Source organism: Streptomyces sp. NPDC055749 (assembly GCF_053617235.1).
Genome location: NZ_JBSHFH010000022.1, coordinates 38,250 through 61,392 on the forward strand (window position 1 = coordinate 38,250; position 23,143 = coordinate 61,392).

Annotated in this window: 22 protein-coding genes; 5 read left to right on the top strand and 17 right to left on the bottom strand. The window is 70.0% G+C overall.

Annotation, left to right across the window (positions count from 1 at the left end):
- Positions 1 to 44: 44 nt before the first annotated feature.
- From hpnH to ACWGO0_RS18590, 14 genes are all read right to left on the bottom strand, one after another.
- A complete protein-coding gene (gene hpnH / locus ACWGO0_RS18525) occupies positions 45 to 1,064 on the bottom strand; it encodes an adenosyl-hopene transferase HpnH (protein WP_453535525.1) in 1,020 nt (339 codons plus the stop codon).
- A 6-nt stretch (positions 1,065 to 1,070) separates the two neighbouring features.
- On the bottom strand, positions 1,071 to 1,724 hold the full coding sequence (locus tag ACWGO0_RS18530; RefSeq protein WP_453535528.1) for a phosphorylase family protein: 654 nt from the start codon (positions 1,722 to 1,724) through the stop codon (positions 1,071 to 1,073).
- A complete protein-coding gene (gene shc / locus ACWGO0_RS18535) occupies positions 1,724 to 3,724 on the bottom strand; it encodes a squalene--hopene cyclase (RefSeq protein ID WP_453535531.1) in 2,001 nt (666 codons plus the stop codon). Before shc ends, ACWGO0_RS18530 begins: the two co-directional genes overlap by 1 nt.
- Positions 3,725 to 3,831: 107 nt before the next feature.
- On the bottom strand, positions 3,832 to 4,935 hold the full coding sequence (locus ACWGO0_RS18540; RefSeq protein ID WP_453535534.1) for a polyprenyl synthetase family protein: 1,104 nt from the start codon (positions 4,933 to 4,935) through the stop codon (positions 3,832 to 3,834).
- The gene (gene hpnE, locus ACWGO0_RS18545; protein ID WP_453535537.1) at positions 4,932 to 6,320 is read right to left on the bottom strand and encodes a hydroxysqualene dehydroxylase HpnE; all 1,389 of its coding nucleotides are present in this window, start codon (positions 6,318 to 6,320) and stop codon (positions 4,932 to 4,934) included. The genes ACWGO0_RS18540 and hpnE overlap by 4 nt, the downstream gene beginning before the upstream one ends.
- Before the next feature lie 127 nt (positions 6,321 to 6,447).
- On the bottom strand, positions 6,448 to 7,401 hold the full coding sequence (hpnD, locus tag ACWGO0_RS18550; RefSeq protein WP_453535540.1) for a presqualene diphosphate synthase HpnD: 954 nt from the start codon (positions 7,399 to 7,401) through the stop codon (positions 6,448 to 6,450).
- Complete coding sequence (gene hpnC, locus ACWGO0_RS18555) at positions 7,398 to 8,318, bottom strand: squalene synthase HpnC (RefSeq protein WP_453535543.1); 921 nt, start codon at positions 8,316 to 8,318, stop codon at positions 7,398 to 7,400. The genes hpnD and hpnC overlap by 4 nt, the downstream gene beginning before the upstream one ends.
- Positions 8,319 to 8,705: 387 nt before the next feature.
- Positions 8,706 to 9,491 (bottom strand): ABC transporter ATP-binding protein, encoded by a 786-nt coding sequence (locus tag ACWGO0_RS18560; RefSeq protein WP_453535545.1) that lies wholly within the window; start codon positions 9,489 to 9,491, stop codon positions 8,706 to 8,708.
- Positions 9,484 to 10,413, bottom strand: coding sequence for an ABC transporter permease (locus tag ACWGO0_RS18565; protein ID WP_453535547.1), 930 nt, complete (start codon positions 10,411 to 10,413; stop codon positions 9,484 to 9,486). Before ACWGO0_RS18565 ends, ACWGO0_RS18560 begins: the two co-directional genes overlap by 8 nt.
- A gap of 104 nt (positions 10,414 to 10,517) precedes the next feature.
- On the bottom strand, positions 10,518 to 11,390 hold the full coding sequence (locus tag ACWGO0_RS18570; protein ID WP_453535747.1) for a glycosyltransferase family 2 protein: 873 nt from the start codon (positions 11,388 to 11,390) through the stop codon (positions 10,518 to 10,520).
- 20 nt (positions 11,391 to 11,410) lie between these two features.
- Positions 11,411 to 12,190: a CDP-alcohol phosphatidyltransferase family protein gene (locus tag ACWGO0_RS18575; RefSeq protein WP_453535550.1), complete on the bottom strand. Its 780-nt coding sequence runs from the start codon at positions 12,188 to 12,190 to the stop codon at positions 11,411 to 11,413.
- On the bottom strand, positions 12,168 to 13,229 hold the full coding sequence (locus ACWGO0_RS18580; RefSeq protein WP_453535553.1) for an iron-containing alcohol dehydrogenase family protein: 1,062 nt from the start codon (positions 13,227 to 13,229) through the stop codon (positions 12,168 to 12,170). The genes ACWGO0_RS18575 and ACWGO0_RS18580 overlap by 23 nt, the downstream gene beginning before the upstream one ends.
- Positions 13,217 to 13,954, bottom strand: coding sequence for a phosphocholine cytidylyltransferase family protein (locus tag ACWGO0_RS18585; protein WP_453535556.1), 738 nt, complete (start codon positions 13,952 to 13,954; stop codon positions 13,217 to 13,219). The genes ACWGO0_RS18580 and ACWGO0_RS18585 overlap by 13 nt, the downstream gene beginning before the upstream one ends.
- On the bottom strand, positions 13,951 to 15,726 hold the full coding sequence (locus ACWGO0_RS18590) for a DUF5941 domain-containing protein (RefSeq protein WP_453535750.1): 1,776 nt from the start codon (positions 15,724 to 15,726) through the stop codon (positions 13,951 to 13,953). The genes ACWGO0_RS18585 and ACWGO0_RS18590 overlap by 4 nt, the downstream gene beginning before the upstream one ends.
- A gap of 284 nt (positions 15,727 to 16,010) precedes the next feature.
- Here ACWGO0_RS18590 and galE point away from each other — a divergent pair, with 284 nt between their 5' ends.
- The 4 genes from galE to idi all read left to right on the top strand — a co-directional run bounded on the left by galE (position 16,011) and on the right by idi (position 20,380).
- Entirely contained in the window at positions 16,011 to 16,994 is a 984-nt protein-coding gene (gene galE, locus ACWGO0_RS18595) for a UDP-glucose 4-epimerase GalE (RefSeq protein ID WP_453535559.1), read from the top strand.
- A gap of 166 nt (positions 16,995 to 17,160) precedes the next feature.
- Positions 17,161 to 18,102 (top strand): cation diffusion facilitator family transporter, encoded by a 942-nt coding sequence (locus ACWGO0_RS18600; protein WP_453535562.1) that lies wholly within the window; start codon positions 17,161 to 17,163, stop codon positions 18,100 to 18,102.
- 216 nt (positions 18,103 to 18,318) lie between these two features.
- A complete protein-coding gene (locus ACWGO0_RS18605; RefSeq protein ID WP_453535565.1) occupies positions 18,319 to 19,587 on the top strand; it encodes a GNAT family N-acetyltransferase in 1,269 nt (422 codons plus the stop codon).
- A 199-nt stretch (positions 19,588 to 19,786) separates the two neighbouring features.
- Positions 19,787 to 20,380, top strand: coding sequence for an isopentenyl-diphosphate Delta-isomerase (gene idi, locus ACWGO0_RS18610; protein WP_453535568.1), 594 nt, complete (start codon positions 19,787 to 19,789; stop codon positions 20,378 to 20,380).
- Between the two features lie 21 nt (positions 20,381 to 20,401).
- On the opposite strand, the gene ACWGO0_RS18615 is transcribed toward idi, so the two are convergent.
- Both ACWGO0_RS18615 and ACWGO0_RS18620 read right to left on the bottom strand, forming a co-directional pair.
- Positions 20,402 to 20,857, bottom strand: a complete 456-nt coding sequence (locus ACWGO0_RS18615) for an ATP-binding protein (protein WP_453535571.1) — start codon at positions 20,855 to 20,857, stop codon at positions 20,402 to 20,404.
- A 135-nt stretch (positions 20,858 to 20,992) separates the two neighbouring features.
- Positions 20,993 to 21,631 (bottom strand): HdeD family acid-resistance protein, encoded by a 639-nt coding sequence (locus tag ACWGO0_RS18620; RefSeq protein ID WP_453535574.1) that lies wholly within the window; start codon positions 21,629 to 21,631, stop codon positions 20,993 to 20,995.
- Positions 21,632 to 21,711: 80 nt separating this feature from the next.
- On the opposite strand from ACWGO0_RS18620, the gene ACWGO0_RS18625 reads away from it, so the two are divergent.
- Positions 21,712 to 22,497 carry an enoyl-CoA hydratase/isomerase family protein gene (locus ACWGO0_RS18625; protein WP_453535577.1) on the top strand — a complete coding sequence of 262 codons (786 nt, stop codon included), beginning with the start codon at positions 21,712 to 21,714 and terminating at the stop codon, positions 22,495 to 22,497.
- Here ACWGO0_RS18625 and ACWGO0_RS18630 read toward each other — a convergent pair.
- Entirely contained in the window at positions 22,484 to 23,119 is a 636-nt protein-coding gene (locus ACWGO0_RS18630) for a DJ-1/PfpI family protein (RefSeq protein WP_453535580.1), read from the bottom strand. The two genes, ACWGO0_RS18625 and ACWGO0_RS18630, sit on opposite strands and share 14 nt — an antisense overlap.
- Positions 23,120 to 23,143 lie beyond the last annotated feature (24 nt).

A 23,143-nucleotide genomic window follows, 5' to 3' on the forward strand; every position in this document is an offset into this window, starting at 1 on the left:
TCTGGTCCGGATTTCAGCTCACGGTCACGGCCGGACGCATGACGTCACCTGTTTCCGCCGATGGTCTCCCGTGCGGCACGCAGGGACTCCTTCAGCGATCCCATCGTCGCGAGGACGGCGGTCGGCTCGTAGCCGCAGTGCGCCATGCAGTTGGCGCAGCGCGGGTCCTTGCCGCGTCCGTACTTGTCCCAGTCGGTCTCGTCGACGAGTTCCCGGTACGTCGGTACGTACCCGTCGCTCATCAGATAGCAGGGGCGCTGCCAGCCGAAGAGCGAGTAGTTGGGGATCGCCCACGCCGTGCAGGGGAAGTCGGCCTTGCCCTCCAGGAAGTCCAGGAAGAGCGGCGAGTGGTTGAGGCGCCAGCGGGCCCGGTTGCCGCCCGCGAAGGCCTTCTTGAACAGTTCCCGGGTCTGCTCGACCCCGAGGAAGTGCTCCTGGTCGGGGGCCTTCTCGTAGGCGTAGGCGGGCGAGATCATCATCTCGTCGACCTTCAGATCGTCATTGAGGTAGTTGAGGACCTCGATGATGGTCTGCGGGGTGTCGGTGTTGAAGAAGGTGGAGTTTGTGGTGACCCGGAAGCCGCGCTTCTTGGCCTCCTTCATCGCCTCCACCGCTTCGTCGAAGACGCCTTCCTTGGCGACTGATTCGTCGTGCCGCTCGCGCAGCCCGTCGATGTGCACGGCGAAGGCGAAGTACGGCGACGGCGTGAACTTGTCGAGCTTCTTGCGCATCAGCATCGCGTTGGTGCAGAGGAAGACGTACTTCTTCTTCGCCACCAACTGCCGCACGATCTCATCGATCTGAGGGTGCATCAGTGGTTCGCCACCGGCGATGGACACCATCGGGGCACCCGATTCGAGCACCGCCCCGACGGCCTGGGCCACCGGCATGCGCTGCTTGAGCACACCCGCCGGGTGCTGGATCTTCCCGCAGCCCTCGCACGCCAGATTGCAGGCGAACAGGGGCTCCAGCTCGACGATCAGCGGGAACTTCTCCCGCTTGCGGAGCTTTTGTTCGATGAGATACGTCGCAACCTTGATGGACTGACGGAGCGGCATGGCCATCTGGGCTCACCTCCTGGGGAGCAGCAAAGAACGGTGCCATTCATGGAAAGCCGGAAGGACAGCGCGGAGAACACGGAAAGCCGATATTCCACCGCGAACAGTGCCGATGCGGACGAGCTCATGCTCTGGAGCGTCCACGACCACCCGTACGGCCGCAACCGGGCGCGGCCCGCCGCGCAGGGCAGTACGCAGCGTGGCGGCGGACTCCATGTCCACCGCGATGGCTCCGGTCGCCCTCAGCTCGGCCCGCTCGGGTCCGCGTACGACATGGTCGGAGCCGGTCAGCGGACCGGTGTGTACGGTGCGGCCCGGCACCGCCCTGGCCAGGGCGTCGACGAGGACGTCCGAGCCGGTGCAGACGGACGCTCCACCGGCGTCACGGGTCTCCTCCGCCACGACCAGGTCGCCGGGGTGCATACCGGGGGCCAGGCCCGCACAGAAGCCGGAGGCGATGACCGCGGCGCCTGCCGCGCCCTCCCGGTCCAGTGCGCGCCCCACGGCCGCCTCGGCGGCCCTCGGGCCCATCCCGGTCCTGATGACGCTCACCGGGCCGGGGGCCCCGCCACCCCTGCCGCTGCGCAGTGCGAGGTGCTCGATGGAGAGCGCGCAGGCGATCAGGAGCGGGGTCGCGGGGCCGGGCGGCCCCTGCGTTCGGCCCATCAGGCCCCCTTACGGACGGGGGCGCGGTCGGCGAACGGGTCGCCGTAGACGTACCTGCCGAGCGCGGTGAGCGGGAAGACCTGCCGGTACAGGTGGTAGTTGATGGAGAAGTCCCAGGGGAACCCGGTCCCGGTGAAGTACGGCTCGTCCCAGGAGCCGTCCGGCTGCTGGGCCTCGGCCAGCCAGGTCACGCCCCGCTGCACGGACCTGCCGTCACGCTCTCCGGCGGCGAGGAGCGCGAGGAGCGCCCAGGCCGTCTGGGAAGCGGTCGACGAGCCGTGCCCGATCCACTTCTCCTCCTGGTAGGAGCGCAGGTCCTCGCCCCAGCCGCCGTCGTCGTTCTGGACGGACTCCAGCCAGCTCACGGCGCGGCGGACCGACGGATGCCCGGTGGGCAGGCCCGCGGCGACCAGGGCGGGCACCACGGACCCGGTTCCGTAGATGTAGTTGACGCCCCAGCGCCCGAACCAGGCCCCGCACGCCTCCTGTTCGGCGAGCAGCCACTCGATTCCCCGCCGGGTACGGGGGTGCCGGGACATTCCCTCGATGGCCAGCATCTCCACCACGTGCCCGGTGACATCGGCGGACGGCGGGTCGATGACCTCGCCGAAGTCGCAGAACGGCAGCCGGTTGGGGAAGGGGCTGGTGTTGTCCGCGTCGAAGGCGCCCCAGGCCCCGTTGCGCGACTGCATGCCCAGATTCCAGCGCACTCCGCGCTCGATGGCCGCTTCGAGCCGTACGGGGTCGGGATGACGGACCCGGCGCAGTGCGAGGACGACCTCGGCGGTGTCGTCGATATCGGGGTAGTTGTCGTTGTGGAACTCGAACGCCCACCCGCCAGGGGCGAGTTCGGGCTTGCGCACCGACCAGTCGCCGGGCCGGTCGATCTCCTCGGCGAGCATCCAGTCGGCGGCCTTCACGAGGGCCGGGTGGTCGGGGCGGAGCCCGGCGTCGGCGAGCGCGATGGTCGCGAGACAGGTGTCCCAGACCGGGGACTGGCACGCCTCGATCATGCGGGCGCCGTCCTCGCGCCTGACGACGAATCGGTCGAGCGAGGCGAGTCCGGCCCGCATGACCGGGTGGTCGAGGTCGTAGCCGAGCAGATGCAGGGCGATCACGGAGTACACGGCGGGCGGCTGGATTCCGCCCCAGCAGCCGTCGTTCTCCTGACGCTCGATGATCCACCGGGCCGCCGCGTTCATGGCGATGCGCCGCAGTCTTCGCGGTGCGACCTTGTGGTAGACGTGCATCGCCCTGTCGAGCCGCTGGAAGATTCCGTCCCAACTCGCCGTCGGCGCCATGCGCTTGGGCGGGTTCGGGCAGGCCGGGTCGGTGTGCAGCTCGTCGAGCGCGAACGGGGCCGGCCGCACCGGCCGCTTCGCCGAGACGATGGTGAGCGGAACGATGGTCTGCCGGGCCCAGCAGCCGAAGTCATAGATATTGAGCGGAACCCACTTGGGGAAGAACATCAACTCGGGCGGCAGCTCCGGCAGATCGTCCCACTTCCACCAGCCGAAGAGGGCGAGCCAGATCCTGGTGAAGACCCGGGCGCCGGCGATTCCGCCCTGTTCCCGGACCCAGCAGGCCGCCCGGGCCATGTGCGGGTCCTGCGGGCTGTCCCCGGCGAGCCGCAGCGCCACGTACGCCTCGATGGTGGCGGAGAGGTCGGCGGGTCCCTCGTAGAAGGTCGCCCAGGTGCCGTCGCCGAGCTGCTCGCCCCGGATGAAGCGGGCGGTGGCCTCGACCGTCTCAGGATCCTGAATCCCGAGGAACTGGCGCAGCAGCAGGTCCTCGGCGTCCATGGTGACGTTGGTGGCGAGGTCCCCCTTCCACCATCCCTGCTCGTCCTGCCTGCCGAGCAGATGCTCCACCGAGCGTTCCGCGGCCCGCCGCGCGGCGGCGAGAACGTCGTCCGCGGCGATGGTTGTCTCGGTCGGATCGCTGGCCGAGGCTGCGCGGAGGTTCGCGGCTCCGGTGCTTCCGTCGGTCGTCGCTGTCATGGCTTCCCCTTCGTGCAGTTGGTCCTCTGCTGTGCTGGGGGCTCCGTCGGCCGGTACCCCTTAGAGGCACCGGCCGGCGACTGCGAGTCATATGGAACGGATGGTCATCATCTCTTTCGTACGACAACGAAGTCGGCGAGCGCGGTGAGCTGCGCCCGCACCTGCTCAGGCATGTCGACACCGTGCAGCGCCTCGATGGCGACCGCGTGCTGGCGACGGGCTTCCTGGGCGGTCCACTCCCGGCCGCCCGCCTCCTCGATGAGTGCCGCGCGGGCGGCGAACTCCTCTTCGGAAAAGCTGTCGAAGTCGGCGCTCTTGGCGTCGGCGGCGAGCAGTTCGCCGAGGCGCTCGGAGGCCGGTCCGCCCGCGGCGAGCGCGGCGACGACCGGCAGGGACTTCTTGCGCTGGCGCAGATCGCTCCAGGTCTGCTTGCCGGTGGCCTCCGGGTCGCCCCAGATGCCGAGCAGGTCGTCGACGGCCTGGAAGGCGAGGCCGAGGTGATAGCCGTACGCCTCCAGGGTGTCGGCGGTGCGGTCGTCGGCCCCGCCGAGCACGGCGCCGATGGAGACGGCGCAGGCGAGCAGGGCGCCCGTCTTGTTGCCCTCCATCTCCAGGCACTCCTCGACGGTGACCCGCTCGCGGTGCTCGTACGAGATGTCCTGGGCCTGGCCGTCGATCAGCTTGCGGGTCGCGGTGGTCAGGCGGCGGGCCGCCCGGCCCGCCTCGACGGTCCCGAGCTCCAGCAGGATCTCGTTGGCAAGCGCGAACAGCGCGTCGCCGACGAGGATCGCCTGGGCCGGACCGTGCACCTTCCACACCGTGTCCCGGTGGCGGCGCTGCTCGTCACCGTCCATCAGGTCGTCGTGCAGCAGCGAGAAGTTGTGTACGAGCTCGACGGCCACGGCGCCGGGGAGCCCGACCTCGGCCGGGGCACCCGCCACCTCGGCGGACAGCAGGGCGAGCGCGGGACGCACCGCCTTGCCCCCGTCGCCGTCGGCCGGCCTGCCCTGGGCGTCGATCCAGCCGAAGTGGTAGGCGGCGACGGTGTCCATGGGCGGCGCGAGCCGGTCCACGGCAGCCCGCAGCACCGGCGTGGACATGGCCCGTCCGCGCTCCAGAAGCGCGGTGACGTCCGCGGTGTCTGCCACGGTGTCGAAAGCCGGATTCGCCGGGGTCACTGACTCTCCTCTTGTTCCGGTGGTACTGCTCATGCCGCCTCCTGCAGCGGATGTTCACGGGGGCGCCCGAGAGCGCCGAGCGCGGCGTCGGCGGCGCTCATGCCGCTGCGCACCGCGCCCTCCATCGTCGCGGGCCAGCCTGTTGCGGTCCACGCCCCCGCCAGGTGCAGGCCGGGTGCGCGGGTGAGGGTGCCCGGCCTGAGCCGGCCGACCCCGGGTGCGGGCGCGAACGTCGCGGTGCGCTCCCGGGTGACGAAGAAGTCGCGGATACCTGCCCCGCGGGCGGCCGGAAGAAGCCGCTCCAGCTCGGGCAGATACCGCCTGCGCAGTTCGGCGACGGGCAGGTCGATCTCGTCCTGGGCCGCCGACTGGGAGACCGCGAGGTACTGCCCCTCGCCCTGGAGCCCGGAGGATTCGGTGCGGTCGAAGACCCACTGGACCGGCGAGCCGAGCGCCGCGAAGAACGGCCTGCGCAGCACCTTGCGGTCGTAGACGACATGCACGTTCAGGATGGGCGCCGTGCCGATGTCGAGCAGCCTGTCAGGGTCGTGCAGGGCGCCTTCGGGCAGCAGTTCGTGGGTCTCGTCCTGGGGGACGGCGAGGACGACGGTCTCCGCCTCGATCCGCTCGCTGTCCGTCTCGACGGCCCAGCGGCCGTCCTCCGTACGGGAGACGGAACCGACCCGGGTGCGCAGCTCCGTGCGGACACCGGCCGAGTCGAGCGCCTTGCGGGCCAGGGTGTCGTGGAGCTCGCCGAGCGGCACGGCCGCCCAGCCGATGTCGGCCGCGCCGGGCTCGGACAGCAGCCCTGTCTTGAAGACCATGGCGGCCAGCGCCATGGAGGCGTTCTCGGCGGTGGCGTTGAGTGTGGCCACGCCGACGAGGTCCCAGAGGGCATCGATGGTGCGCGGCGACTGCCCGTGCCGGCCGAGCCAGGTGGCGAAGGAGATGCCGTCGAGCGCGGGGTCGGCCGGGTCGAGACGGCCGAGCGCGAGCGCGGCCCGCCCGACGCTCGCCTTCTCGGCAAGGGAGAGGTGCGGGTAGGCGGCGAGCCCCGCCGCGAGGTGCAGGGGTACGGGGAGGCCGGTGCGGCGCAGCCTGCCGAGGCGGGGCCCCGCGGCGCGTCCGACATCGAGCACGGGTACGTCGAGGCGGTCCTGGAGCGGGGCCAGGTGCGCGCCGTCGATCCGGTCGAGGAACCATCGGTAGCCCGTGCAGCAGCGCAGGTAGACGTGCTGGCCGTTGTCGACGCTGAGCTCTCCGCGGCGGAAGGAGAAGGCGAGGCCGCCGAGCCGGGGCCGTCCTTCGAGCAGGGTCACGTCAACCCCGGCGTCCGCGAGACGCAGGGCCGTGGTGACCCCGGCGAGGCCGCCGCCGACCACCACCGCACGGGAGGAGCGCAGGCTCTCGTCGCTCATGCGTCCCCCTCTCGCCGGTTCTCCGCCACCCAGATCGTCGCAGTCAGGGACGCGTCAGGCCACCGGAGGGTTGCCCGCGGTTCCCGGTCTCCGCACCTCGGGGTGCGGCAGGTGTCCGTGGTGCGCATCAGGCCCGTCCCCTCGTCGTGAGGCGCGAGATGTGCCGCGCGTCGAGACCGGACAGGCCGCGCACCGCCACGTACGCCTTCTCGTGGCCCGGCAGCGAGACCCGGCCGCGCAGTACGGCCTCGGGGTCGCGCTCGATCCGGTCGAGGAGGCGGCGGTAGATTCCGGCCATCGCGGCCACGCACGCTCCGCTGCGGCGGTCGAGCATCGGCAGCAGCCGGTAGCCCTCGGCGAACAGGGCCCTGGCGCGCCGGACCTCGAAGTGCACGAGGCCCGCGAAGTCGGAGCCGGCCGGCGGGGTGGCCCGGTGGAATCCGGCGGAGCAGCCGAATTTGGCCAGGTCCTCGGCCGGCAGATACGTGCGTCCGTTGGCGGCGTCCTCCCGGACGTCCCGCAGGATGTTGGTGAGCTGGAGGGCGAGGCCGAGGGTGTCGGCGTAGTCGGCGGCACGGTCGGCGTCGGGTGTGCCCGGTTCCGTACCGAAAACGCCCAGGCTGAGCCGCCCGATGGCGCCCGCGACACACCGGCAGTACGTCTTGAGGTCGTCCCAGGTCTCGTACGTCGCGCCGCGCACGTCCATCAGCACGCCGTCGATGAGCTCGTCGAGCCCACCGAGCGGCAGGGGGAAGCGCCGGAAAGCATCGGCGAGCGCGACGGCGACCGGATCGGTGTCGTCCTCGTCGACGGCGCCGTCCCTGATCCGGTCGAGCAGGTCGCGGGTGCTTTCCAGCCGCGTCCGCTTGATCTCCGGGGCCAGCTCACCGTCGCCGATGTCGTCGACCCGACGGGAGAAGGCGTACAGCGCCGACATGGCCTGACGCTTCTCGTACGGCAGCAGTCTGATGCCGTACGCGAAGTTACGGGCCTGCTGTCCGGTGACGGCCTCGCAGTAACTGTATGCGGCCTGTACCGGTGCCGACATGTACGTCGTCTGTCCCTCCACGGTCCGGCTCATCCCTCTCTACGCGCTCTTCGCAAGACAACTCCCACTTCGCGCAGCAAGCTGGGCTTAGTGGGCTTGGGCGGTCCGGGCAGTACATCGAACCCGGCGGCTCCGATCGCGGTGAGGGCTGCTCGCCCTCCGGCGACGAATCCGGCGAGCAGCAGCTTGAGTCTGCCGTGGACGCTACCCACCAGCGGGGTGCCTTCATTCAACAGCTCAGCGGCGCGTTCGGCTTCGTAGGCCACGAGACTGCGCACCGATGCGCTCCCGGAGGGTGCGGCCAGATCGGATTCGCCGACGTGGAAGCGGGCCATGTCCTCGGCCGGCAGATAGATCCGGTCGCGCCCGAGGTCCTCGGTGACGTCCTGGAGGTGCTCGACGATCTGCAGGGCCGTACAGACGGCGTCGGAGCGGCGGATCCGTTCGGGGCTGGCTGTGCCGGTGATCTGGAGGACCAGGCGGCCGACGGGGTTGGCGGAGAGCTCGCAGTAGGCGAGGAGTTCCCCGTACGTCCCGTAGCGCCGGACCTTCTGGTCCTGCCGGTTGGCCTCGACGAGTCCGAGGAAGGGCTCGGGGGTGAGCGCGCAGCGCCGCACGGTGGGGCGCAGTGCACGCAGCAGGGGGTGGCGCGGGCCGTCGCCGGTGGTGGCGAAGACACGGTGCAGGTCGGCCTCGAAGGCGTCGAGCATGGCCAGCCGGTCGTCCACCTGCGCCGACTCCAGGCCCAGGTGGCGGGCGTCGGCGCCGCCGGGGGCGAGGTCGCCGTCACCGATGTCGTCGACGAGGCGGGCGAATCCGTAGACGGCCATCAGATCGTCGCGCCAGGCGCGGGGCAGGAAGAACGGGGCCACGGGGAAGTTCTCGTCCGCGGCCTTGCCGAGCGTGCCGGTCACCGCCGCGTCCGGGCGCGTCTGAGGGGTACGGGTCACTGCGTACCGCCCGGCGCGGGGACGGCGAGACCACGTCGGAGCTGGAGATTTTCCGTCATTGCCGTCACATCTCCCGTTCTACACTGCTGATCTAAAACAACCCTTTTCGGACACGCCGCTCGCTTCCCCGAGTGCAGTGGAGCAGCAGGGGCACTTGCCCTGGGGCGTATCGCCTCACTTGCCACGAATCAGCACCGGTACAGCTTACGTTGTACAGCTCACAAATCCCCGGCGGGGTGATGCGCGCGTTACAACCACGTGGCGATCTCAGCCAACCTTCCCCGGCGCCAAGGAGATTGACGTCATCCGCCGGGAGGAGATCAGTCCGTACACCACTGTGGCCTCCGCCCGGTCACACTCGGGCGAAGGCCACAGGAACGGCAGCTGCTACTTGCTGGTCTCCCGCTCGTAAGCCTTGAGGACCTCTTCGGTGGGGCCGTCCATCAGGAGCTCGCCCTTCTCCAGCCACAGCACGCGGTCGCAGGTGTCCCTGATCGACTTGTTGTTGTGACTCACCAGGAAGACGGTGCCCGCCTCCTTGCGGAGCTCACGGATCCGCTCCTCGGAGCGGATGCGGAACTTGCGGTCACCGGTGGCCAGCGCCTCGTCGATCATGAGGACGTCGTGGTTCTTCGCGGCGGCGATCGAGAAGCGCAGGCGGGCGGCCATACCGGAGGAGTACGTCCGCATCGGCAGCGTGATGAAGTCGCCCTTCTCGTTGATCCCGGAGAACTCGACGATCTCGTCGTAGCGCGAGCGGATCTCCTCGCGGCTCATCCCCATGGCAAGGCCGCCGAGTACGACGTTGCGCTCACCGGTCAGATCGCTCATCAGGGCGGCGTTCACACCGAGCAGCGAGGGCTGACCGTCCGTGTACACCTTGCCCTGCTCGGTCGGCAGGAGTCCGGCGATGGCCCGGAGCAGGGTCGACTTGCCCGAGCCGTTGGTCCCGATGAGGCCGATGGCCTCGCCGCGGTACGCGGTGAAGGTGACACCGCGCACGGCGTGCACCGTACGGACACCGCGCGACTCGCCCTTGCCGCGGCGCACCATCCGGCTGAGCGCCGCGGTGGCGCTGCCCTTGCCCCCGGCCGCACCGTTGACGCGGTACACGATGTGTACGTCGTCGGCGATGACGGTGGGGATCTTCCCCTGGATCTTGTCCTCAGCCACGGCCGTACCGTTCCTCTGCCTTCCAGAAGTACACAAAGCCCGCGACGCCCACGAAGAGCGCCCAGGCGAGCCCGACGGCCCAGACGTGCTGCGGCAGGTTCTCGGAGCCGTAGCCGTCGATGAGCGCGAAGCGCACCAGGTCCATGTAGATGGCCGCCGGGTTGTACTGCAGCACGTCGGCGATCCACTGCGGCTTGTCCGCGAGCATCACCGGGATGGAGAACATCACACCCGACGCGTACATCCACGTCCGCATCACGAAGGGCATCAGCTGCGCCAGGTCGGGCGTCTTGCTGCCCATCCTGGCCATGACGAGCGCCAGACCCGTGTTGAAGCAGAACTGCATGACCAGCGCGGGCAGGACCAGCAGCCAGGAGAGCGACGGGTAGCTGCCGAAGCCCACGGCCACGGCCACCAGCACGATCATCGAGAACATCAGCTGCTGGAGCTGCTGGAGCGAGAAGGAGATGGGCAGCGAGGCGCGCGGGAAGTGCAGCGCCCGGACCAGCCCCAGGTTGCCCGAGATGGAGCGGACGCCCGCCATGACCGAGCTCTGCGTGAAGGTGAACACGAAGACGCCGGTCACCAGGAACGGGATGAAGACCTCCTGGCTCATACCCTTCCTGGTCCCCAGGATCAGCCCGAAGATCAGGTAGTAGACCAGCGCGTTGAGCAGCGGCGTCACCACCTGCCACAGCTGGCCGAGCTTGGCCTGGCTGTACTGCGCCGTCAGCTTCGCCCGGGAGAACGCCATGATGAAGTGGCGCCGGCCCCAGAGCTGCCGGATGTACTGGGTAAGCCCCGGCCGGGCGCCGCTCACCGTCAGGCCGTACTTGTCGGCCACCTGGGCCGCGCTCAGGCCCTTGTCGGCGGACGGCAGGTCGCTCAGCGCGACCGAGCCGTCATGGGTTGTGTCACTCACAAGTTGAAACTCTCGTCTTCAAGATGCGCAGCCAGTCGCGGGCGCGGCTCAGGCGGACAGGTCCCGGAAAGAAAATACGCCTCATGCTCTCAGAGGCGAGCTTCTCAGATCACGGGAGGGCGGCCCAGTCTGGTCAGCCGCCACACCGTACGCCACTTCATCGGACGTCGAGGTCCGCAGGGCGTTGCCCAGCCTTCCCGGAAACCACCGAACCATGCCTTGAGCGCCGGAGCGGACGGCCTGCGGACCAGGGTCAGCAGCAGCCAGACACCGACATAGACGGGAACCAGGGGCGCGGGAAGGTTGCGACGTGCGAGCCAGACCCTGTTCCGGGCCACCATACGGTGGTAGACGGCATGCCGCGAAGGAGCGGTTGTCGGGTGGTTGAGCACCATGTCCGCGCGGTAGTCGATCATCCAGCCGGCGTTCAGCGCCCGCCAGGCCAGATCGGTCTCCTCGTGGGCGTAGAAGAAGTCGTCCGGCAGCCCGCCGACCTCGGCGAGGACCTGGGTGCGTACGGCGTTGGCGCCGCCGAGGAAGGTCGTCACGCGGGACGAGCGCATCGGATCGGACGCCCGGAGCCTGGGCACGTGCCGGCGCTGGGTGACCCCGGTGTCCGGGTCCGCGATACGGAACGTGATGATGCCCAGCTTCTCGTCCGCGGCGAACGCCTGCCGGCAGAGCTCGGCGGTGTCGGCGTTCGGGAGGAGCCCGTCGTCGTCCAGGAAGAGCAGGGCGTCGACGTCGGCGCCGGACGGACCGAACGCCTCGATGCCGACATTGCGGCCACCGGGGATACCCAGATTCTCGGGCAGCTCCACCGTGCGTACACCTGCGGGCACGTCCGGCACCGGGGCGCCGTTGCCGACGACGACCACCTCGATCCGGTCGCCCACCTGTCCGGCGACCGAATCGAGCAGGGCACGCAACTCGGCGGGCCGGTTACCCATGGTGATGACGACGGCGCCCAGTTTCATGCCGGCACGTGTTCCCGTGCTCACTTCAGCCTGCTCGAAGCGAGGACCGACACGAGGTGGAGGAGGGTCTGCAGGAGAGCGATCCCCGCCAGGACGGCGACGCCGAGACGCGAGAAGAACAGGTCGTCCCTGATGCTGTCCGCGATCGCCGCGGCGAGGATCAGCAGGGACGCCTCGACCCCGAGGACCAGCCGGTGGAACTTCAGCGCCGCGGCGGCCTTGCGGGCCAGCGCCATTCCGGACGAGCGCGGCTCGGACGCCGACTCCTTCACCGGCGGCATGCCGCCCTGGTGACGGGCGACGCCGACGAGGTCGGTCTCGGCCTTGATCAGGATCGCGCCGAGCGCGGCCAGGGTGCCGAGGAAGGCCCACAGCCAGTCGATCCGGCCCTCGCCCCAGAGGTCGGAGGCGCGCAGGCCGAAGCCGACGAGGACCGCGGCGTCGCAGAGGTAGGCGGCGACCCGGTCCAGATAGACCCCGGCGAGCGAGTACTGCTTCTTCCAGCGGGCGATCTCGCCGTCGACGCAGTCGAGCAGCAGATAGAGCTGGACCATCAGCACGCCGAGCAGTGCGCCCGTGATGCCCGGCACGAGGAGTGCCGGAGCGGCGAGGGCGCCCGCGACGGTCATCACATAGGTCAGCTGGTTGGGCGTGACCCGTGTGTTGACCAGATGCCGGTCGATGCGCAGCGATACCTCGCGCATGTAGAGCCGGCCGGCCCAGTGCTCGCCGCTCCGCCGGTCCTTCACACCAGGGGGGTGAACAACCGGTCGGAGCTCAGCTACTGATGGCTTTTGCATAGTCGGCGTATGCGTCCTTGATCTGATCGGTGGACAGGTTCAGGTGTTCCAGGATCGTGAAGCGTCCCGGGCGCGTCTGCGGCGCGTAGTCGACGGCTGTCACGAACTCTTCGACCGTGAAGCCGATCTCCTCTGGCCGCACCGGCAGGCCGTGGCGCCGGAGTATCGACGCCATGAGCAGCGCTTCGTCGTGCGCCCCGCGCAGGTGCATGGCGAAGCAGGCGCCGAGGCCGACCTGCTCGCCGTGGCTGGCCGCGCGCTGGGGATACAGCAGGTCGAAGGCGTGGTTGATCTCGTGGCAGGCACCGGAGGCCGGCCGGGAGTCCCCGGCGACCGACATGGAGATGCCCGTCAGGACGAGTCCCTCGGCCAGCACCTTGAGGAAGGCGTCGTCCCCGACACCGCCGGGGTGGCGCAGCACGGCCTCGCCGGCCTGGCGTGCCATGGCCGCCGCGAGACCGTCGATCTCCTCGCCGTTGACCTCGTGGGCGAGTTCCCAGTCGGCGACGCAGGAGATGTTCGAGATCGCGTCGCCGATGCCGGAACGTACGTACCTGGCGGGCGCCTCACGGATGATGTCGAGGTCGATGACCACGGCGATCGGGGTGGGGACCCCGTAGGAACCGCGCCCGTTGTCGTTGTCGAGGGTGGCGACCGGCGAGCAGAGCCCGTCGTGCGACAGGTTCGTCGCGACCGCGACCAGCGGCAGGCCGACACGCGCCGCGGCGTACTTCGCCACGTCGATGATCTTCCCGCCGCCGAGGCCGACGACGGCGTCGTAGCGGTTGCCCTTGATGCCGTCGGCGAGCTTCACCGCCGAGTCGATCGTGCCGTCGGTCACCGGGTACCAGTCGGCACCCGGGAGCAGCGGAGCGAGCCTCTCGCGCAGGGCGCGGCCCGAGCCGTCGCTGATCGCGATCGCGAGCTTGCCCGAGTTGGAGATCCGCTGATCGGCCAGCAGGCCCGCCAGATCGTCCATGGCGCCGCGCCTGATGTCGACGACGACCGGGGACGGAATGAGCCGGGTCAGTACTGGCACGCGATCTCACGGCCCTTCGCGAGGTCGTCGTGGTTGTCGATCTCGACCCACGTCACTTCGCCGATCGGGGCCACGTCGATCTGGAAGCCGCGGTTCACGAGCTCCTGGTAGCCGTCCTCGTAGTAGAGGTCCGGGTCGCGCTCGAAGGTGACCTTCAGCGCGTCGGCGAGGTCCTCGGCGGCCTCGGGCTCGATGAGGGTGACACCGATGTACTCGCCGGTGGCGGTGGCCGGGTCCATCAGCTTGGTGATGCGCTGAACACCCTTGCCCTCCTCGGTGATGACCTTCATCTCCTCGTCGGCGAGGTTCTTCACCGTGTCGAGGGCGAGGATGATCTTCTGGCCCTTGCCGCGGGCGTCCAGAAGGGTCTTCTCGACGGAGACCGGGTGCACGGTGTCGCCGTTGGCGAGGATGACGCCCCGCTTCAGGACCTCACGCGCGCACCACAGGGAGTAGGCGTTGTTCCACTCCTCGGCCTTGTCGTTGTCGATCAGGGTGAGCTTCACGCCGTACTTCGCCTCGAGCTCCGCCTGGCGGGCGTAGACGGCTTCCTTGCGGTAGCCGACCACGATCGCGACCTCGGTGAGTCCGACCTCGGCGAAGTTGGCGAGCGTGAGGTCGAGGACCGTCTTGTCACCGTCGACAGGGACGAGCGCCTTGGGCAGCGTGTCCGTGTACGGGCGCAGACGTCGTCCTGCACCGGCTGCCAGTACGAGGCCGATCATGCGAGTTCTCCTTCGTCGTGTACGGCGGGGGCCGAGGAGGACACCCAGAAGCGGATGGACTCCACGAGCACCACCAGAGCCACGGCCACCGCGAGCGCGGTGAGAGCCGTGGTGAAATCTGAGGATTGAGTCAGTACGGCGGCGAACACGGCCACCACAACGGTCCGGCCCTCGTGTCCACCGATCGTCCGCACCAGCCACTGGGGCGGCGCGCCGGTGCCGCCGCGAATGCGGTACACCGTGTCGTAGTGATGGTAGGCGACGGCCGAGACCAGCCCGAAAGCCGCGGGAACGGCGTGCGGCACGTCACTGCGGGCGGCCAGAACGAGGACCGTGCAGTACTCCGCCGCCCTGAAGAGCGGGGGTACGAGCCAGTCGAGGGCGCCCTTGAGCGGGCGCGATACGGCGAAGCCGGAGAGGACCGCGTAGAGCGCGGCGGCGGCCACGGTCAGCCAGCTGCCGTAGGGCAGGAAGAGGGCCGCCGCGATGACCGCCAGAGTGCCCGTGAGCGCCACGAGCGGGGCGGTGAATCCGCCGCGCAGCCGTGGGCCGACGGCGGCGACGGCCCGGGCGAGCGGTCCCGAGTCGGCGAGGTCCGCGAGGGCCTGGGCGGCACGGTCGGTGCGCCGCGCCTTGCGGGTCAGCGAGCGCAGGAGGCGGCCCGCCGTGGTGTAGCAGGCGGCCAGGGAGCAGCCGACGAGCAGGGCGTAGAAGACGATCCGGGGGCTGGTCACCGCGGTCAGTACGGCGATCATGGCCCAGCGCTCGCCGATCGGCAGCACTATCATCCGCCGCAGCCAGACCGTCCAGCCGACGCTGTCGAGCCGGTCGGAGAGGGCCGCTGTCGGACTCGTGTTGGAGACCGCGTCGTGGTTGGCCTCGTTGAACGAGAAGTCGACGATGTGGCGGCACGCCTGGAGCACCATCGCGCCGAGCGCCAGTACCCATACGTCGTCGCCGCCGCGGGCCGCGCCGAGGGCGAGGCCCGCGTAGTACGCGTACTCCTTGGCCCGGTCGAACGTGGCGTCCAGCCAGGCGCCCATCGTCGAGTACTGCAGCGAGTAGCGGGCGAGCTGCCCGTCGGTGCAGTCCAGGACGAAGGAGAGGAGCAACAGCACTCCGGCGGCGACATAGCCGCCGCGGGTGCCGGTCGCCGCGCTGCCGGCCGCGATGAGCGCGGTGATCAGCGAGGCGGTGGTGACCTGGTTCGGGGTGAACCCGCGCCGTGCGCACCAGCGGGCGATGTAGCGGGAGTACGGGCTGATGAAGTAGGTGGTGGTGAAGCCGTCGTGGGCCTTCACCGCATTGCGCAGCCGTACCGCCTCGTCGTCGACGGCGGCGACGGCCGTCCGGGCGGCGGCGCGTGCTTCGGGTCCTGTGGGGACGGTGGCGGTGAGCGAACCCAGCTCGGGGCGCTGCACCGGGGTGCCTTCGGTTTCCAGTGCGACGGCGAGGCGGCCAGGGACCGTACGGTCCTCGGCGCCCGGGTCGGCGGGCAGGGGCCCGACGGGGCTTCCCGCGCCGACCGCGGCCACGGCCCTGTCCAGGGCGCGCACCAGTGCCGCCCGGGCCTCGGGCTGCGCGGTGAGCGCGCCGGGGACGGTGGCGGCTGGGAATCGGGGGTCGGTCAGTCCGAGCCGCAGTGCGTGGACGTGGCCGACGAAGCGGGGGTCGACCAGTGCGACGCGCCCGCCGGCGGGCACCGCGGCGAGCAGTTCGGCGGCCTCGGTGGCGTCGTTGGCCGCCCGTACGTCAAAGCCCAGGGACCGCAGATCGTCCTCGAGCGACGATCCGGGTACCGGTGCACCGGTGAGGATGGCGGTCGACAGACGAACTCACTCCTTGGCGCTGGCGGAAACGGCGCGCGACAGTGCGGCCCGGAGGTGGGCCCGCGGCACGTCGGCTGAGGCTATCGGATGAACGGAAGGCCGAGTTCACCGCCCGTTTATGCTCCGTTCGGGACGGTCGGGCACTATCCGGCGCCGTTCGCGATCATCATCGTCGATCAACACCTCGGCCCACAAACCGTGGTGGAGGCACCGCCTAAGCTGACGCCATGACGTGGCTGATTACAGGCGGAGCGGGTTACATCGGGGCGCATGTGGCGAAGGCCATGGCCTCGGCCGGGGAGCGGGTCGTCGTACTCGACGACATCTCCACGGGCATGCCGGGGCGGCTGCCCGAGGACATTCCGCTGGTGCGGGGCTCGGCATCGGACCGTGCGCTGCTCGACCGGGTGCTCGCCGAGCACGCCGTGACCGGTGTGGTGCATCTCGCGGCGAAGAAGCAGGTCGGTGAGTCCGTGGAGCAGCCGCTGCTCTACTACCGGGAGAACGTCGCCGGGCTGACGGTGCTGCTCGAAGCCGTCGTCGCCGCCGGTGTGCGGCGCTTCCTCTTCTCCTCGTCGGCCGCCGTCTACGGCGTGCCCGATGTGGAGCTCATCACCGAGGACACCCCGTGCGCGCCCATCAACCCCTACGGCGAGACAAAGCTCACCGGCGAGTGGCTGGTGCGCGCGACGGGACGGGCGCACAACCTCTCGACCGCCTGTCTGCGCTACTTCAACGTGGCGGGCGCCGCACAGCCGGAGCTGGCGGACACCGGTGTCTTCAATGTCATTCCGATGTTCTTCGACCGGCTCACACGCGGTGAGGCCCCCCGGATCTTCGGCGACGACTATCCGACGCCGGACGGCACCTGTGTGCGGGACTACATCCATGTCGCCGACCTCGCCGACGCGCACCTCGCCGTGGCCAGGAAGCTGGACGGGCGGACCGGCGCGGGTGATCTGACGGTGAACGTGGGCCGGGGCGAAGGCGTCTCGGTGCGCGAGCTGGCCGATCTGGTGGGCGAGGTAACCGGCCGGCCGCTGAACCCCGTCGTCGAACCGCGCCGGGCCGGTGACGCGGCGAAGGCCGTGGCCTCGGCCGCCCGGATGTCGCAGGAGCTGGGGTGGAGCGCCCGTCGCGGGGTGCGCGAGATGGTCGAGTCCGCCTGGGAGGGCTGGTGCCTGCGCCATCCCGAGGCGCGCGCGCTCTGATCCGTACGCGATCACCGCACGGCTCTGACCTGCGAACGTTTCCGCAGGTCAGAGCATATGACAACGGTGTTCAGTGCCGTGTTGCCCTATACCCCCCACCCGTAGTTGACTGACCTCATCGGGCGGACCGCGCCCGCGTCGTTCCACCGGACCGGAGGCGTTTTTCATGGGGGCTGGCCACGATCACGGGCATACGCACGGCGGGCCGCCCCCGACGGGCACGGCGGCTGCCGCGTACAAGGGACGGCTGCGGATCGCCCTGGGCATCACGCTCGGCGTCATGGTCATGGAGATCGTCGGCGGTCTGCTCTCCGACTCGCTGGCCCTGATCGCGGACGCGGCCCATATGGCGACCGACGCGCTGGGGCTCGGCATGGCCCTGCTCGCCATCCATTTCGCAAACAAGCCGGCCGGGCTCAACCGGACCTTCGGCTTCGCCCGCGCCGAGATCCTCGCCGCGCTGGCCAACTGTCTGCTGCTGCTGGGCGTCGGCGGCTATCTGGTCTTCGAGGCGGTCGACCGTTTCATCACTCCGGCCGAGACCAAGGGCGGACTCGCCATCGCCTTCGCCGCCGTGGGCATGGTCGCCAATCTGGTCTCCCTGTCCCTGCTGATGCGCGGGCAGAAGGACAGCCTCAATGTGCGGGGCGCCTATCTGGAGGTCCTGGCGGACACCCTCGGCTCCGTCACCGTGCTGGTGTCGGCGGGCATCATCATGACCACCGGCTGGCAGGCGGCCGACCCGATCGCCTCACTGGTGATCGGCCTCATGATCGTCCCCCGTACGGTGAAACTGCTGCGGGAGACCCTCAACGTGCTGCTGGAGGCGGCGCCCAAGGGTGTCGACATGGGCGAGGTCCGGGCGCACATCACGGCGCTGCCGGGGGTGCTGGACGTCCACGATCTGCACGCGTGGACGATCACCTCGGGGATGCCCGTCCTCTCCGCGCACGTGGTGGTGCGCCAGGAGGTGCTGGACTCGATAGGGCACGAGAAGCTGCTCCACGAGCTCCAGGGCTGCCTCGGCGATCACTTCGACGTGGAGCACTGCACGTTCCAGCTGGAGCCGGCCGGGCATGCCGAGCACGAGGCGAAGCTCTGTCTCTGACGGCTGCGGGCGGCCCGGTGTTAGGGTTTCCCGAGTTCTGCGGGTCTTCCTGTGGTGCGACACCCTGTGCGAAAGAGGAGCTGAGATTGATGACGGTTACGGCGACGGCTGCCCGGCGCAGCAATCGGTCCCTCCTCATCTCCCGGGTTCTCGGCCAGTAGCCCGACTCGCCGTCGCGGCGTTGGCCGGAGCCCTCTCACCCAAGGGTTTCCCACGTTGACCGACCACTCCGACGCCTCGTCGCGTTACGAGGCGTTCTTCTCCCTGCACCACCACCTTCCCCGGCAGAACCCCGGCTCCGATGCCACCACCCGGCAGCTGCTCGCCCTCGCGGGACCGCAGCCGGTCCGTCCGCGCGTCCTCGACCTGGGCTGCGGCCCCGGCCGGGCCGCTCTGCTGCTCGCTGCGGAGGCGGGCGCCGAGGTGACCGCCGTCGATCTGCACGAGCCGTTCCTCGACGAACTGCGCGAGGCCGCCGAGTCCCGGGGTCTCGGCGACCGCATCCGCACGGTCAAGGCCGATATGGCCGACCTCACCGGTCCCGACTTCCCGGCCGGATCGTTCGATCTGGTCTGGGCCGAGGGATCCGCGTACAACATCGGCTTCGACACCGCTCTGCGCGACTGGCAGCGGCTGCTCGCCCCTGGCGGCTCGCTGGTGATCACCGAGTGCGTCTGGACGACGGACTCACCCACCGACGAGGCCCGCGCCTTCTGGGAGCGGCACGGTTCGCTGCGCCCGGTGGCCGCGAACACGGCCGCGGCCGTCGCGGCGGACTACCGGGTGCTCGGGGTGCTGGTGCAGCCCGAGAGCGACTGGGACGAGTACTACGTCCCTCTCGCCGAGCACGTGGCCGCCGCCGATCCCTCGGCTCCGGGTATGGAGTGGGCGCTCGCGTCCACCCGTGAGGAGCTGGCCATGCGGCGCGAGCACGGCGCGGAGTACGGCTATGCCGGCTACGTGCTGCGCCCCGCCGATCCGCGCTGGCCGACCCGGCCGGAGACGGCGGACGACCGGGCCGCCGTGCACGCCGTGAACGCGGCGGCGTTCCCGACGCCCGACGAGGCCGGTCTCGTCGACGCGCTGCGCGAGGATCCGGGGGCGTGGCTGCCGGGTCTCTCGTACGTCGCGGAGGCGCCGGACGGTTCCGTGGCCGCGTACGCCCTGCTGACCCGGTGCCTGGTCGGGGGCGCCCCGGCGCTCGCGCTGGCCCCGGTGGCAACCGCCCCCGCCCACCAGCGGCAGGGCGCGGGCCGGGCGGTGGTGCGGGCCGTGCTGGACGCGGCCCGGCTGCGGGGTGAGCCGTTGGTCCTGGTGCTCGGCCATCCGGACTACTACCCGGCGTTCGGCTTCGTGCCGGCGTCGCGCTTCGGCATCCGGCCCGGCTTCGAGGTGCCGGACGAGGCGATGATGGCGCTGGTGTTCGACGATTCCGCGGCGGTGCCGACGGGCATGATCCAGTACCCGGCGGCCTTCGGAGTCTGAGCGAGTCGTTCTGAGCCAGAGGTTCTGAGCCAGACGTTCGGATTCCGGCCGGGGCCGGGTTCCCCCTGCCGCGCAGCAATCGGCGCGGCAGGGGGACATGCCCGGAGCCGAAGTACTGACAAGCGGCTTTTGTGCGGCAGACTTGACCGGACTCCAGGGGCCCGGCGCACGGGGCCGGGGACCAATGCGAAGGATGGGTATGCCGACCACACCAGCCACCGCGGCGCACAGTTCGTCGAACGGCACTGCAGAAGCGATCATGCTTGAACTGGTCGACGAGAGCGGCACCACCATCGGCACCGCGGAGAAGCTCGCTGCGCATCAGCCGCCCGGTCAGCTGCACCGCGCGTTCTCCGTCTTCCTCTTCGACGAGCAGGGACGGCTGCTGCTCCAGCGCCGCGCCCTCGGCAAGTACCACTCCCCCGGCGTCTGGTCCAACACCTGCTGCGGTCACCCCTATCCGGGCGAGGCGCCCTTCGCCGCCGCCGCCCGGCGTACGTACGAGGAGCTGGGGATCTCGCCCTCGTTGCTCGCGGAGGCGGGCACGGTCCGTTACAACCACCCGGACCCGGCATCGGGCCTGGTGGAGCAGGAGTTCAACCATCTCTTCGTGGGCATGGCCCAGGAGCAGCTGAAGCCGGATGCCGAGGAGGTCGGCGAGACGGCCTTCGTGACCGCGGACGAGCTGGCCGAGCGGCATGCGAAGGCGCCGTTCTCGGCGTGGTTCATGACCGTCCTCGACTCCGCGCGGCCGGCGATCAGAGAGCTGACGGGGCCTTCAGCGGGCTGGTGACGGCCCGTTCGTACAGGGCGGTCAGAGCTGCGTCCTCAACGGCAGCGCCGCCCAGATGATCTTCCCGCCGCTCGCGGTGTGCTCGACGTCGCAGGTGCCGCCCGCCTCGGCCGTGACCTCGCGGACGAGCAGCAGGCCCCGGCCGCCCGTCTGGGCGTAGTCGGTTTCCAGGGCCGTGGGTCTGTACGGATGGTTGTCCTCGACCGAGATTCTGATCCAGTCGGCGCCGATGGCCACCTCGACGGCGAGCTCCGGCGACAGGAGCGCCGCGTGCTTCACCGCGTTGGTGGCCAGTTCCGAGACGATCAGCAGCAGGCCCTGGAGGATCTCGTCGTCGAGGGGCACACCCTGGCGGTTCACCAGATCCCGTACCGCGTGCCGCGCCTGGGGCACTGAGATGTCGACCGCGGGGGCGGTGAAACGCCACACCCCCTCGTACGACACGGTATGGGCCGGGACACTCCCGCGGCTCTCCATAATCCGGTACCCGCTCTCGACTCGCACATCACTGACCGTCGAGTAAAGAGTGTTGGGAATCGCTTGGTCCGTACCGTGCCACTGATCAGAAATAGTCACTTATCGACGACATTTGATTGAGTGAGTATGACGGCGTCAGTTGTTGGACCGCTTCTGATGGTCTTCTGATGTGTTGTCCGTAAGGGGCTCGTTGAGCTTTTCCTCGGCCGCCATCTGGTCCGAGACCATACCCACGATGCTCCGGCCGCCGACCCCGAACGCGATCAGGCCGAGCCCGTCGAACAGCAGCGCCAGCGAGAAGAAACAGCCGAGCACGTAGAGGCTGCTGTGCGGCCAGTCGAAGAGCACCAGCAGGCCGAGGAGCATGCCGAACGCGCCCTGCAGGAGCGTCCAGCCGAACTGTGGACCGCGCACGACGACGCTGCCGACCAGACGGAACAGGCCGCCGGTGAGGAAGAGCAGCGCGGCGAACATGGTCAGCGCCTCGGCGGTGCCCTCCGGGTGCCGGATCACGACGACTCCGGCCGCGATGTTCAGCGCGGCGACCACCACGCCGAGCCAGAAGAAGTTCGTGCCCCTGGACTGGATCGCGTGGATCAGTCCGACCGCGCCGCCGATCAGCAGCAGCCAGCCGAAGAGCAGCATCGAGGTGAGGGTGGCCACGCCGGTGTAGACGAGACCCACCACACCCGCGACGACGAGCAGAATGCCGAGCAGGGTCAGCCGGCCGAAACTGCGTCTGAGCTTCTTGCCCTCGGCTGCGGGACCGGCCATCGACAGCTCCTCACCGTGCGTGTCCGCTTCGCGACCCCTTCTTGATCATAGGTTCGAACCGTCCCGATAGCATCCGGCGCATGGACCGTACGGATCAGCCCCGGCTCGAGCACACGGTGGCGGACGGGATCGCCACCGTCGTCATCAGCAACCCCGCCAAACGCAACGCGATGACGGCGGCCATGTGGCAGACGCTGCCCACCCTGCTGGAGCGGCTGGCCGCCGACCGTGCGGTGCGCGCGCTCGTGCTGACGGGCGCGGGTGACACCTTCTGCGCCGGCGCGGACATCGCCTCGCTCCAGGAGCCGGGCGGCAGCCCGCAGAGCCTGGCGGTGCGGGCCGAGGAGGCGCTGGCCGCCTTCCCCCGGCCCACGCTCGCCGCGGTGCGCGGGTTCTGTGTGGGAGGCGGCGGCCAGCTGGCCGCCGCCTGCGATCTGCGGTTCGCCGAGGAGGGTACCTCCTTCGGAATCACCCCGGCCAAGCTCGGCATCGTCTACCCCTCGTCGTCCACCAGGCGGCTGGTGGGCCTCGTGGGGCCCGCGACCGCGAAGTTCCTGCTGTTCTCGGGAGAGCTGATCGGTACGGAACGGGCGCTGCGCACCGGTCTGGTCGACGAGGTGCTGCCGGCCGGTGAGCTGGACAAGCGGGTGGACGCCTTCGTACGCGTCCTGGCCTCCCGTTCGCAGCTCACCCAGGCGGCGGCGAAGGAGTTCGCCTCGGGTCGCGAGGACCGGGACCCGTACTGGGCGGACCAGGCGCGCCGCAGCGGCGACACCGCGGAGGGGGTCGCCGCGTTCCTGGAACGGCGGGCGCCCGTCTTCACCTGGACGACAGGGCCCGTGGACGGCACCGCTACCGGAGGATGAAGCGGTTCTTCGTGCGGAACTCCTCGACCAGGGCCGCAGGGGCCTTGGCCGGCGATCCGCAGTCGTACGGCGGCTGAGGGTCGTACTCCGTCAGGAGCTGCACCGCCTGAGCGTGTTCGTCGCCCGCGATCCGGCCGACCAGGGTCAGGCCCATGTCGATGCCGGACGAGACGCCCGCGGCCGTCACGTACTTGCCGTCGGTGACGACGCGTTCGCCGGTCGGCTCGACGCCGTAACCCTTCAGGAAGTCGAGCGCGAGCCAGTGCGAGGTGGCGCGCCGTCCGGTCAGCAGGCCGGCGGCGGCCAGCAGCAGCGATCCGGTGCACACGGATGTCGTCCAGGTGCTGGTGGCATCGGCCGAGCGCAGCCAGCCGAGCAGCGCCTCGTTCTCCATCTGTTCGCTCTGCCCGGGGCCGCCGGGCACGATCACCACATCCGGCGATGGCACGTCGGCGAGCGTCCGGTCGGCGACGAGCGAGAGGCTGCCGCTGTCGTTGCGGACGGGGCCGGTCCGCTCGGCCACGAAGACCGTCTCGGCACCGGGGGTGCGGCTCAGCACCTCGTACGGGCCCACGGCGTCCAGGGCGGTGAAACGGTCGAAGAGCACGATGGCGATCTGCACGGTGATTCCCTACGTGGTCGGTGG